We start from the raw sequence: 12,886 nt of genomic DNA on the forward strand, positions 1-12,886 counted from the left end.
CATCGACACCCCCGCCAGCGACCACTACAGTTGCGCCTTTCCAAGACCCCGGCCGGTCCCGATGCACCTGCTCCGCCGCGGCTTCGCGCTGCTTCTGCTGATTCTCCTTGGCACCCACGCCCTGCCCGCCCGCGCCGGCATCGCCGACGCCCCGGGCGACCGGCTGCAGGTCACCGTGATCACCTACGGCCCGGGCGACACGTATTGGGAACGCTTCGGGCACATCGCCATCGAACTGCGCGACACCCGGGACGGCGAGGCGATCAGCTTCAACTACGGCGTGTTCGACTTCGACGAGAAGGGCTTCCTGCTCAACTTCGCCCGCGGCCGCATGCATTACCTGATGGACGCCGAGCCTACCGACGCCGATACCGCCTGGTATGTGCAGGCCGGCCGCTCGATCACCCGCCAGCGCCTCGCCTTCACGCCCGAACAGGCCTCGGCGCTGCGCGATTTCCTGTTGTGGAACCTGCGCCCGGAAAACGCCCGCTACGACTACGACTACTACGTCGACAACTGCAGCACGCGGGTACGCGATGCGTTGGACAGGGCGCTCGGCGGCATTCTCAAGGCGACCCTGGATGCCCGGCCGGGCGGCATGACCTTCCGCCAGCAGACCGACCGCCTGATGAGCGCGCAGCCGTGGCTGATGCTGCTGCTCGATTTCGGGCTCGGCCCCTACGCCGACCAGCCGCTCACCGGTTGGCAGGAGAGCTTCATCCCGATGGTGCTGCAGCGTGAGCTGCGCTCGGTGAAGGTGCCCGACGGCCACGGCGGCGAGCGGCCGCTGGTCGTGGACGAGCAGGAGGTCTCGCCGAACCGTGTCGAGGCTCCACCGTCACGGGCACCCGACCTGCGCGGCCCGCTGGGGCTGGCCGGAGCGACGATCGCGTTGCTGCTGGCCCTCGCCCGCCGCCGGGCACCGGTCATGTTCGCCATCCTCGGCACGCTGTGGCTGCTGCTGTCCGGACTGGCGGGACTGCTGATGCTCGGCCTGTGGACGCTGACCACCCATCACTCGGCGTGGGCCAATGCCAACCTGCTGCTGTTCAACCCATTCGCACTCGCGCTGATTCCCGCCGTCTGGCGCGCGGCGCGCCAGCACCCCGCGCGGAAGTGGGAAGACCCCCTGCTGATCGCCCAGCTGGTGGCAGGCCTGGTCGCGCTCGCGCTGCACCTGTTGCCAGGCGCGGTGCAGCAGAACCAGCCCTGGTTGCTGCTGGGGCTGCCGGTGTGGCTTGCGCTGGCCTGGTCGCTGCGTGCGGCACGAGGAGCGACCACCGGCGTGGCGTGATTGCCCCTTCACGCTTCAGGCGGGCATGATTCGGCCATGCCGCTACCCACGCCCGCCTGCACCGACACCCCCGTTTCGCCCGGCCAGATGGTGGTGAACTGCGTCGCCTACCATCGCGACGGCCGACGCATCGGCGACATCACCATCGACGCGATCAGCGACGTCCTGGCCGAACCCGACACCTTCGTCTGGGTGGGCCTGCACGAACCGGACGAGCCGCTGCTGGAAAAGCTGCAGGAGGAATTCGACCTGCACGACCTGGCGATCGAGGACGCCCATCACGCCCACCAGCGCACCAAGATCGAGTCCTACGGCGACTCGCTGTTCATCGTGGTGCAGACCGCACAGCTGGTGACCGGCAAGCTGGCCTTCGGCGAGACGCACATCTTCCTCGGACCGCGTTATCTGGTGACGGTGCGCCATGGCGCCTCGCTCTCCTACGCGCCGGCGCGCCGCACCTGCGAACACTCGCCCGAACTGCTCTCGCACGGACCGAGCTACGGCCTGTACGGTGTGCTCGACTTCATCGTCGACAACCTGATGCCGATCGTGCGCGACTTCCGCGAAGAGCTGCAGGAACTCGAGCAGGACATCTTCGCCGAGACCTTCAACCGCGAGACGGTGAAGCGGCTGTACGACATGCAGCGCGACCTGATGACCCTGCGCCTGGCCGTAGCCCCGCTGCAGGACGTGATCAGCCAGCTGGTGCGGCTGCATCCGAACCTGATTCCGGACGAGCTGCGCGCCTACTTCCGCGACGTCTACGACCACGTGTTCCGCGTCAACGAGTCGGTCAGCGCCATGCGCGAGATGCTCGGCGCGACCATCAACATCAACCTGTCGCTGGTCACTTTCGGCCAGAACGAGGTGATGAAGAAGCTCGCCGGCTGGGCAGCCATGCTGGCGGCACCGACCCTGATCACCAGCTGGTACGGCATGAACTTCCACCACATGCCGGAACTGGACAAGCCCTGGGCCTATCCGACCATGATCGTGGTGGTCATCGCGGTGGTCGCCGGGATCTTCGCCTGGCTGCGCAAGTCGCGCTGGCTGTGAGCGGACGGAAACATCGCCACGGCTCGATCCGAACGACCGCCCTCCCAGTGGGAGAGGCTTCAGCCCCGACAACCACCGCCGCAAGCCGCCAGCGTCGCGACTGAAGTCGCTCCCACAAAGCCCGGCCCCTCGCCCCCGCAGGAGGGGCTTCAGCCCCGACACCCCCGCCGCAAACCGTCGGCGCCGCGACTGAAGTCGCTCCTACAAAGCCCGGCCCCTCGCCCCCCGTAGGAGGGGCTTCAGCCCCGACAGCCCACCTCACGCCCACAGCGTCGCGACTGAAATCGCTCCTACAAAGCCCGGCCCCTCGCCCCCGTAGGAGGGGCTTCAGCCCCGACACCCGACCAAGCCCGGCAGAGCCGGTTCGGCACCGCCCCGGGGAAATGTGACCACGCCACGGTTGGGCACCACACCCTTTTCGGTTGCAACCGACAGACCAGCACCCAGCTACCGGTGATCCTGCCGGCATGACTCAGCAAGCTAACGCCGGGTACCGACAACTGCGCCGCGGCCGACACTCGATCCCGGGCGGTCTATACCTGCTCACCGCCGTCACCGCAGGCCGCCGGCGCATTTTTCTGGATCGGCAGTTGGCCAGCGTGGTTTCCTCACTCTCGGCGACAGCCAAGACGTGGGGCCCAGGCAGATGTCTGGGCTGGGTGCTGATGCCCGACCACTGGCATGGCTTAATCGAACTCGGCCATGGCACTACGCTCGCAGCCACGATGCAGCGATTCAAGGGAACAACGGCTCACGCCGTGAACAGGTCTTGCCAACGTCATGGAGCTGTCTGGCAGACGGGCTTTCATGATCGCGCCTTGCGTCAGGACGAGGGCATTGCCGCGACGCTGCGCTACATCATCGCCAATCCAGCGAGAGCCGGACTGGTGGAGCATCCCCTGGACTATCCGTACTGGGATACGACCTATACCGCCGACCTGGCATGGCTGCATGACGTGCAAGCATGTCGCGACTGATGTCGCTCCTACAAAGGCCTGCCCATACGCTGCACATGTAGGAGGGGCTTCAGCCCCGACCGTCCACCTCACCCCCACAGCGTCGCGACTGAAGTCGCTCCTACAGAAGCCGCCCACACTCCGCGCCTGCAGGAGGGGCTTCAGCCCCGACAGCCCACCTCACGCCCGCAGCGTCGCGACTGAAGTCGCTCCTACAGAAGCCGCCCATACCCCGCGCCTGTAGGAGGGGCTTCAGCCCCGACAGCCCACCTCACGCCCACAGCGTCGCGACTGAAGTCGCTCCTACAAAAGCCGCCCATACGCCGCGCCTGTAGGAGGGGCCTCAGCCCCGACAGCCCACCTCACGCCCACAGCGTCGCGACTGAAGTCGCTCCTACAAGAGCCGCCCATACGCCGCACCTGCAGGAGGGGCTTCAGCCCCGACAGCCCGCCTCACGCCCGCAGCGTCGCGACTGAAGTCGCTCCTACAACGGCCGCACCTAAGGGCTTGCAGCCCCCGCGGTCCACTTCTTCAGCCATGCGTTCACCGTCTCGTGCCACTGCACGCTGTTCTGCGGCTTCAGCACGAAGTGGTTCTCGTCCGGGAAGGTGAGAAACTCGCTGGGGATGCCCCGGCGCTGCAGGGCGGTGAACGCACCCAGGCCCTGGGTGATCGGGATGCGGAAGTCGTGGCCGCTGTGCACCACCAGCATCGGCACGCGCCAGTCCTTGACGTGGTCGACCGGGTTGAAGCGCTCGTAGTTCTGCGGGTGCTCGAACGGCGTACCGCCGTTCTCCTTCTCCTCGAACCAGAGCTCGTCGGTGGCGTAATACATCATCCGCGCGTCGAACACGCCGTCGTGGTCGACGAAGCACTTCCAAGGCTGGTTCCACACGCCCGCCATCCAGTACACCATGTAGCCGCCGTAGCTGGCGCCGAGCGCACATGCACGGTCCCCGTCGAGGAAGGCGTACTTTGCCAGCGCCGCCTTCCAGCCAAGCTTCAGATCCTCCAGCGGCTTGCCACCCCAGTCGCCGGAGATGGCGTTGGTGAAGGCCTGGCCGTAACCGGTGGAGCCGTGGAAGTTGATCGTGACCACGGCAAAGCCCTGGCCGGCGTAGGTCTGCGGGTTCCAACGGTAGCTCCAGCCGTTGTTCATCGCACCCTGCGGGCCACCATGGACGATGAAGGCCACCGGATAGCGCTTGCCGCGCTGGTAGCCGGCCGGCTTCACCACGTACCCCTGCACCGTCTGGTCGCCGGCACCGGAGAAGGTGAAGAACTCGAAGTCGCCCATCTGCACGGGCTTGAGCCGCGCCGCATTGGCGTGGGTGACCTGGCGCAGGCCGCGACCGTTGGCCTTCACGGTGTAGAGGTCGGCCGGATGCCTGAGGTCATCGCGCGCCAGCAGCAGCGTGTCGCCGGCCATCGAGTAGCCGCCGACCGTGCCCTCGCCGACCAGCTTGCGCACGGCAGCGCTCGCCGCATCGATGGCGAAAAGCGGATGCTGCCCCTCATCGTCGGCGGTGGCGAACAGGGTCTTGCCGTCGGCCGAGATCGACAGGCTGCCGGCGGAGCGGTCCCAGTGCGGATCGACCTCGCGGATCGCGCCGCTGGATAGGTCCATCGCCATGATCGCGAAGCGGTCGGACTCGAAGCCCGGCTCCTTCATCGCCAAGTAGTACAGGGTGCGACCGTCCGGCGAGGGCACCGGGTAGGCATCCCAGGCCAGGTTGGCTGCGGTGAGGTTGCGAGGTGGCGCGGAACCATCCGCCGGCACCTGGTAGACGTCAAAATTGGTCGACCACGGCTCGCTGCTGCCGGCGATGCGTGCACCGAAGTACACGCTGCGGCTGTCCGGCGAAAACGCAATCTCTTCCATGCCGCCGAACGGCTTGCTCGGCACGTCGCCGTCGATGCCCTTGCTGAGCCTCGTGGGCTCGGCCGGCAACTGGCCCTGTGCGTCGAAGCGCGCGATGTACAACTGGTTGCGGCGACCCGTCGCCCAGGCATCCCAGTGGCGCACGAACAACTTCTTGTAGAGCGTGCCGGTGGACTTGTCCGAGGCATTGCCGTCCATGCGCTCCTTGGTGCAGGCCAGGTCGGCGCAGTCCGGGTACACCTCGTAATCCAGGGCTACGGCGCGGCCATCCGGCGAGAGCGCGTAGCCGCCAAGATCGAGCACGCCGTGGCTCACCTGCACCGGCGTGCCGACCTGGACACCCCTGGCAGGGTCCATCGTCACCCGCCACAGCTGCGCCACCCCATCGGCCGGCGCCACGTAATACAGGCTGCGTCCGTCCGGCGCCCAGCGCGCCGAGCCGGCATGGTCGGCCACCCGTACCGGCTGGTGCGAACCCTTCAGGTCCAGCACGTACACGGCGGTGATGCCCTTGTTCGCCGCATAGTCGGTCCGCCGCTCGCTGAAGGCGGCATAGCGGCCATCCGGCGAGAGCTGGGGATCGCTGACCCGATCGAGCATGACCAGGTCGTGGACGGTGAAGGGGTGGGCCCCCTCCGATCGGGTACCGGCCGCATGCGCGCCCAGAGGCGCCAGAGACAGGCAGAGCAACACTAATCCCAGCGGTTTCATCGCTTCCCCTCGGTCTTGGCCATGGCCGCAGACGGTAGGGCGACCGCGGGCACGGGCGCAAGGGTGGCACCTCGTGCTGGTGGCACAGAGCGGGTAAGGTGCGTCGCTTCAACACGGAGGCAGCTCATGCGGGATCCAGCTCTTCGCAAGGCCGGCATGAACAACGCGAGTCTCAGCCATCCGGCCTGGTGGCTCGCCATGGCCGCCGTCGGGTTATGCGCATTGCTGATCCGCTGGTATTACCTGAGCCATGCGGTGGTGGACCACCCCGTACGCGGTGACGCCATCCAGTACTACGCCTACGCCTGGAATCTGGTGCACCACGGCACCTTCTCCATGGCGCCCCCCGGTTCCGCGCAGGTCCTTCCTGACAGTTTCCGTGATCCGGTCTACCCGGCCTTTCTCGCCATCTGGATGTATGCGAGCGCGGATGCCTCCAGCTGGTACTGGCACGTGCTGGCCAGCCAGGGACTACTGGGTGCGCTTACCGTCGTGTTGCTGGCCAATGCGGCGCGTGGCTGGCTCCCTGATCGCTGGCTGATCGCCACCGGCCTGTTGATGGCGATCTGGCCGCACAACGTGAGCATCAATGGTTATCTGCTGACGGAAACCCTCTACGGATTTCTCTGCGCCCTGGCCTTCGTTTTTCTGCGTCTCGCGCTGCGCAGGGCAAGCGTCGGCTGGATGACCGCCGCCGGCCTGGCATTCGGCCTGGCGGCACTGACGAACGCCGTGCTGGTTCCATTCGCCATCCTCCTGGCCATCTACATGGCCGTCCGGAAGCTGTCGCCTCGGCGGCTGACCATGACGCTCGCGCTGTCGGCTCTGCTGATTCCGGGATGCTGGAGCATGCGCAACATGCAACTCCCGGCAGACGCGTCGTCGAGCGGCCGTGCGCTGATCAACCTGGTGCAGGGCTCACGGCCCGACTATCACAGCAGCTTTCGCGCGATGGCCGATGGCGATCCGGAAGGCCTGCGAACCTATCGGGCGATCCAGCACGAGGCCGATGTCGCCGCAGCCAACCCGAGAGAAGGCCTCTCGCGCATCGGCGCACGCATGGCCGGGGCACCCGTGCGCTATCTCCGCTGGTACCTCAGCAAGCCCGCCCTGCTGTGGGACTGGGGCATCCGTATCGGCCAGGGGGACATCTACGTCTACCCGACCTATGCATCCCCCTTTCTGCGGAACCCGGCTTTCCGCATCCTGGCGTCGCTGTGCTGGGCATTGAATCCGTTGGTGATGGTGCTTGCCCTCGCCGGTTGCATCAGCCTCTTGTGGCGGGGTGCCCGCAAATGTCCGACAAGCCAGGCGGCAGCGCTGTTGCTTGTCTACGTGACCCTGGTCCACTCCATTCTCCAGGCCGAACCCCGCTACGCGATTCCCTATCGAGGATTCGAAATTCTCGTGGCCGGCCTGGGGCTGCATGTGATCATTCACTGGCTCCTGCGCCAGCGGAGAGGGGACACGGCACCCGCGGCCCGAGGATCAAGGGAAGATCCGGGTGAAGCGACCCGGGGCGGGTGATCCATGCCACCCGGGCTTCAACAAGGCGATGTCACCCCACCAGGCAGCGAATGCCGGTTGTCCCGGTATTGAACTCGCGACGACGGGTGAAGCTCCGACCCATAGCCATGGTCTGCCAGCCGTAAACCCTACGGATTCCAAGTTCGCGTCGACACGGATTGTCAGAATGTGACGTCAAGGGGCAGATATGTACCTGCCTCACAGTTCACGCTTTGCGGATCCCGTTTGGTCCAGCCATTCCCTTGTAAGTCTTTCGTGACCGCATGCACAATCGGCGCCGTCGCCAACGTGGAGAAATTGGCGCCGCAGGCTGGCATGCTCAGTGCTTGTCATCCTGCGAGCTTCCTGGTCGTTCCTGACCGTGAAAGGGGTCCGATCCCGCCTAGGGGGATATGGGACTGGGGCTCAGGGGGCATCATCCGGTTAGCTAACCAAAGAAGAGGAACCACCATGAAGAGCATGCAGAAGGGCTTCACCCTGATCGAACTGATGATCGTGGTTGCGATCATCGCGATCCTGGCAGCCATCGCCATCCCGCAGTACCAGAACTACGTCACCAAGTCGCAGTTCTCTGAGTCGCAGACCATCGCCGACGGCCTGAAGACGCCGATCGTCGAGTACTACAACCAGACCGGCAAGTGCCCGACTCCGGGTACTGGCGGCATCTCGCAGGCTGTCAGCTACTCCGGCAAGTATGTCACCTCAGCCACCGCGGGCGGCACCGAGCCCAACTGCACGATCACGGTTGCGTTCAAGAGCACGGCGGGTTCCGTCTCGACGCCGCTCAAGGGTCAGAGCGTCACCTTCACTGGCACGGACAACGGCGGCAGCTTCTCGTGGGTCTGCTCCGCCACAGCCATTGCCTCCAAGTACAAGCCGGAAGCTTGCCAGTAATCAAAAAGCAGGACTTCATCGCAATATTAAAAGGACCTCTCTTCGGAGAGGTCTTTTTTTACGACCGTGGCATAACGGCTGCATACTTCTGCGGGACCAATCAGGGGGTTGAATTCCGTCATGAAAACAACGCGCGGTTTCACGTTGATCGAGCTGATGATCGTGGTGGCCATCATAGCCATCCTCGCCAGCATCGCCATTACCGTCTACAACAACTCCATTGGCAAGGCCGAACTGAGCGAGGCATTCACCGTCGTCGACGGGCTCAAGACGGATGTGGCCGAGTACTACAGCCAAGCCGGCAGCTGCCCCAGCAACGGCAGCGGCAGCATTGGCGCCCCTGCAAGCTACTCGGGCAAATACGTAGCCAGCGCCACTGTGGGCAGCGGAGTCAGTGGCTGCACGATCACTGCGACGATGCGCGACACCTCGGTGTCCGTCAAATTGCAAGGTAAGCAGGTGTTGTTCAGCATGAGCCCAGCCGCCGACGGCAACTTTACCTGGAGTTGCAGCACCGATGCTCCGGCAACATTTACGCCCACCGCATGCAAGTGATCATGCTCAGCTGATTCACCGAGACCCATTCAATATGCCATGCTCCCAGCTCTCAGGGGAGCCGTTTTACATGACCGCATCACGTTCGCAGCTGTTTCTGCTCGGGGCCACGTTAGTTGTCTGCACTCTGATTTACTGGCCCGCGTTGCACGGCCCGTTCCTGTTCGACGATTTCCCCAATCTCGCCGCCCTGACCAGCATCGACCATGTGTCGAGCTGGCGCGACCTGGGCATCTACCTGTCGCAGCCGCGGGATTTTCCCGGCCGGCCGGTGGCGATGCTGAGCTTCCTGCTGCAGAAGTCCGACTGGCCGGATCATCCGTTTCCGTTCAAGCTGGTGAATCTCTCGCTGCACCTGGTGGTGGGATTGCTGGTGTATGTGCTGACCAGGCGCCTGGCTAGGCTCTGGCTCGCCACCACCCAGGACGAGGACACGGCTCGCGCAGCGCGCGCCGACTGGGCCGCCCTGTTCGCCGCCGCGGCGTGGTTGCTCAACCCGATCCAGCTGTCCGGGGTCTCGTTGGTGGTGCAGCGGATGACCCTGCTGATGGCGCTGTTCACCGTCACCGGGCTGCTGACATACCTGCACGGCCTGTTGCGCGAGGATCTCCCCTCATGGCGTCGTGGCGCCTGGATGGCGCTCGGGCTGGGCGCCGGCACCGGTCTGGCGCTGCTCAGCAAGGAGAACGGCCTGCTGCTCCCGCTCTACGCGCTGGTGATCGACAGCACGCTGATCAGCGACCGGGTGAAGCGACTGCCGCGCGCACTGGCCTGGTGGCGACGGCTGCTGATCTGGCCCATCGTGCTGTTCGTGGTCGGCTTCCTGCTGTGGATCATCCCCATCAGCCTGCACGCCGGAATACGCGACTTCTCACTCGGCGAGCGCCTGCTGACCGAGCCACGGGTGCTCGCCAGCTACCTCGGCAAGATCTTCCTGCCGCGCTTCGGCCTGTACGGGCTGTACCACGATGACTTCATGGTCTCGCGCGGCCTGCTCTCGCCCTGGACCACCCTGCCGGCGCTCGCCCTCGTGCCGGCGATAGCAGGTGCCGCGCTGTTCGGCCGGCGCCGCTGGCCGCTGTTCGCGCTGGCAGTGCTCTGGTACCTGGGCGGGCAGTTGCTGGAGAGTTCAACGATCATGCTCGAGCTGTATTTCGAGCATCGCAACTACGTGCCGATCATCGGCCCGTTCGTGGCGCTGGGGCTGGCCCTGGCACGAACGGCTCCGGGCACGGCGCGACGCCTGGCTTCGGTGCTGGCCGTGGCCTGGCTGGCCGCCTGCACCCTGACCACCGCGCTCAGTGCACGCACCTACAGCTCGGCCGACCGGCTGGCGCTGACCTGGGCCAACACCGACCCCGATTCGATCCGCGCGCAGACGTTCCTGGTCGAGCGCCTCACCCAACACGGCCAGTTGCGGGCCGCGCTGGATGTGCTAGACCGGTCCATCCGGCAGTATCCATTCAGCAGCAACCTAGCCGGTGATCGCGTGTATCTGCGTTGCCTGCAGGGAACGCTAGACGAGTCAGACCTTGATCATCTCGAAAGGACTTTCAGGGAGGCCCCCTTCGATCGCGCCGGCTTCAGCAACATGGAGCAACTGCGAAACCTGGCAGCGGCCCACCAGTGCACGGCACTTACGCCAGGACGCTGGTGGTCGCTGAGCGATGCCATGCTGGCCAACCCGGCCTATGCACAGAACGGCGTGGCCGCCGGCTTCCTGCATTACCAGCGACACTTCTGGGCGGTGAGCCAGGGCAACCTCGCACTGACCATCGCCGAGCTCCAGGCCGCCTATCAGAACGATCCGGACGCCGAGATCCCGCGGCTGGAGGCGAAGTACCTGGTCAGTGCAGGACTTTACGATCGGGCGATCGACACCCTGCAGCATGCGGACTACCGGCGGCTGCCGCAATTGCGCCGGCTGCTGGTAGATGACCGGGCGATCAACGCGGAAGACATCGCGACCATCCGCCAGATGCAAGCCAAGAACGGGGCGGGTCACTAAGATGGCCCGAGGCGACCCTTTCGGTCGCCGCTCGTCTACTACGGCTCCGATGCGCCATACCAAGCTTCCGCCCATGCCCAGGGCATGGCCGCTGTACCTGGCCATGCTGGTCACCGCCTGCGTCTATTGGCCGGGTCTGTCCGGCGGCTGGCTGTTCGACGACTACCCGAACATCGTCGACAACCATGGCGTCCAGCCCGATCACGCCAGCGTGGCCATGCTGACGCGGGCAGCGCTCTCCTCGCCGTCGAGCCAGTTCAAGCGCCCGCTGTCGTCCCTCACGTTCGCCGCCAACTACCTCGCCGCCGGCCTCGATCCGTTCTGGATGAAGGCCACCAACCTGCTGATCCACCTGCTGAACGGCGCACTCGTGTTCGCCCTGTCGCGAAGACTGCTTCGCTGCGCCTCGCGGGACGCCCCCGGCGACCCCGCCCGCGAAGCCGTCCTCGCCGGGTTGATTGCCGCGGCCTGGCTGTTGCTGCCGGTCAACCTGACCGGGGTGCTCTATGTGGTGCAGCGCATGGAGAGCCTGGCCAACCTGTTCGTGCTGATGGGCTTGCTCGGGTATGTCGCCGGCCGCCAGAGGATGCTCGAGGGCCGCACCACGTCCGGCCTGTGGCTGTGCTGCGCCAGCGTCATCGCCGGCACCGCCATCGGACTCACCGCCAAGGAAACCGCCGCCATGCTCCCGCTCTATGCCGCACTGGCAGAGTGGGTGCTTTTCGATTTTCGCGATCGTCAGCGGCGCCGCAGCCTTCCGGTCCTGGGCCTGTTCGTGGTCACGCTGCTGCTGCCGCTGGTGCTCGGCCTGGCCTGGCTTCTCCCTGGCCTGCTGCAACCGGCTACCTGGGCCACACGGGATTTCACCCTGCGCACCAGGCTGCTGAGCGAGGCACGCATCGTCTCGGACTACATCGGATGGACGCTGGCGCCCACCCCGGGTGACCTCTCGTTCTATCACGACGATTTCCATGTCTCGCAAGGCTGGCTGCAGCCATGGACCACGCTGCCGAGCGCACTCTTGCTGGTCTCGCTCGGCTGGATGGCGGTGCGCCTGCGCCGACGGTATCCGCTGGCCTCGCTGGGCATCGCGCTGTTCCTGGGATGCCACCTGCTCACCGGCACCATCCTGCCGCTGGAGCTGATCTACGAGCACCGCAATTATTTCGCCAGCTTCGGACTGCTGCTGGCGGTCATACCGGCGCTTGCCGCGATGCCTGCACCGGCACGCCCGGCATTCGCGTTGACCCGCCGCACACTGCTGGGCGCCCTGCTTGCCTGGTGGGCCCTGCTGACCGCCATGACGGCACAGGCCTGGGGCAATCCGCTGTCGCTGGCGGTGGAGCTGGCCGACCGGGCTCCCCACTCGCCGCGCGCGCAGTACGAATTGGGCCGGACCTACATCATCTACTCGCGCTACGACCCGGAATCCCGCTTCACCCGGCTGGCGTACGCGCCGCTGGAGCGCGCCATGAAACTGCCCGACAGCTCGATCCTGCCGGAGCAGGCGCTGATCTTTATGAACTCCCGGATGCATCTCCCGATCAAGGATGCATGGTGGGACAGCCTGATCGGCAAGTTGAGGGCCCGGAAGCCTGGCGTACAGGACGAGAGCTCACTTGCAGCGTTGACCCAGTGTGCCCGCGATGGACACTGCCCACTGCCTACAGAGAAGATGGTCGCAGCCTTCCAAGCCGCCATTTCCCACGCAGCCCCCAGCCCCAGACTGCTTTCGAGCTATGGCGATTACGCCTGGAATATTCTAAAGGACCACGAGCTGGCCTTCAGGATGGCAAAAGCGGCAAGTGCCGCCGATCCACGCGAGCCAGCCTATCGGATCACCTTGGCGCGGGAGGCCCTGGCGCTGGATCAGGTCAGCGAAGCGCGAATCCAGATCCGGGAGCTAGAGAAGCTAGATGTGGCGGGCTCCCTGGATGCGGACATCCATGAACTGACCGCCGAACTCCCCGCTAGTCATTGAACCACCCGCCCAAACCGGAAT

Annotated in this window: 9 protein-coding genes; 8 read left to right on the top strand and 1 reads right to left on the bottom strand. The window is 65.6% G+C overall.

The window, feature by feature from the left end; translation table 11 throughout:
* Window positions 1-61: 61 nt before the first annotated feature.
* The 3 genes from C693_RS0112820 to C693_RS23065 all read left to right on the top strand — a co-directional run bounded on the left by C693_RS0112820 (window position 62) and on the right by C693_RS23065 (window position 3,327).
* Window positions 62-1,294, top strand: a complete 1,233-nt coding sequence (locus tag C693_RS0112820) for a DUF4105 domain-containing protein (protein WP_017462682.1) — start codon at window positions 62-64, stop codon at window positions 1,292-1,294.
* Between the two features lie 36 nt (window positions 1,295-1,330).
* Complete coding sequence (corA, locus tag C693_RS0112825) at window positions 1,331-2,350, top strand: magnesium/cobalt transporter CorA (protein ID WP_017462683.1); 1,020 nt, start codon at window positions 1,331-1,333, stop codon at window positions 2,348-2,350.
* 467 nt (window positions 2,351-2,817) lie between these two features.
* The gene (locus C693_RS23065) at window positions 2,818-3,327 is read left to right on the top strand and encodes an REP-associated tyrosine transposase (protein WP_083868305.1); all 510 of its coding nucleotides are present in this window, start codon (window positions 2,818-2,820) and stop codon (window positions 3,325-3,327) included.
* 479 nt (window positions 3,328-3,806) lie between these two features.
* On the opposite strand, the gene C693_RS0112835 is transcribed toward C693_RS23065, so the two are convergent.
* Window positions 3,807-5,900, bottom strand: coding sequence for an alpha/beta hydrolase family protein (locus C693_RS0112835; protein ID WP_026107398.1), 2,094 nt, complete (start codon window positions 5,898-5,900; stop codon window positions 3,807-3,809).
* Between the two features lie 126 nt (window positions 5,901-6,026).
* On the opposite strand from C693_RS0112835, the gene C693_RS21780 reads away from it, so the two are divergent.
* The 5 genes from C693_RS21780 (at window position 6,027) to C693_RS0112860 (ending at window position 12,865) form a co-directional block, all read left to right on the top strand.
* Window positions 6,027-7,427 carry a hypothetical protein gene (locus tag C693_RS21780; RefSeq protein ID WP_017462686.1) on the top strand — a complete coding sequence of 467 codons (1,401 nt, stop codon included), beginning with the start codon at window positions 6,027-6,029 and terminating at the stop codon, window positions 7,425-7,427.
* A 450-nt stretch (window positions 7,428-7,877) separates the two neighbouring features.
* A complete protein-coding gene (locus C693_RS0112845) occupies window positions 7,878-8,321 on the top strand; it encodes a pilin (RefSeq protein WP_017462687.1) in 444 nt (147 codons plus the stop codon).
* A 120-nt stretch (window positions 8,322-8,441) separates the two neighbouring features.
* Window positions 8,442-8,876, top strand: a complete 435-nt coding sequence (locus C693_RS24390; protein WP_017462688.1) for a pilin — start codon at window positions 8,442-8,444, stop codon at window positions 8,874-8,876.
* Between the two features lie 70 nt (window positions 8,877-8,946).
* Window positions 8,947-10,884, top strand: a complete 1,938-nt coding sequence (locus C693_RS21785; protein WP_157798630.1) for a hypothetical protein — start codon at window positions 8,947-8,949, stop codon at window positions 10,882-10,884.
* Window positions 10,885-10,987: 103 nt separating this feature from the next.
* Window positions 10,988-12,865, top strand: coding sequence for a hypothetical protein (locus tag C693_RS0112860; RefSeq protein ID WP_100243716.1), 1,878 nt, complete (start codon window positions 10,988-10,990; stop codon window positions 12,863-12,865).
* Window positions 12,866-12,886 lie beyond the last annotated feature (21 nt).

The sequence above is a fragment of the Dyella ginsengisoli LA-4 genome (genome assembly GCF_000334915.1).
GTDB classification, from domain to species: Bacteria; Pseudomonadota; Gammaproteobacteria; order Xanthomonadales; family Rhodanobacteraceae; genus Dyella_A; species Dyella_A ginsengisoli_A.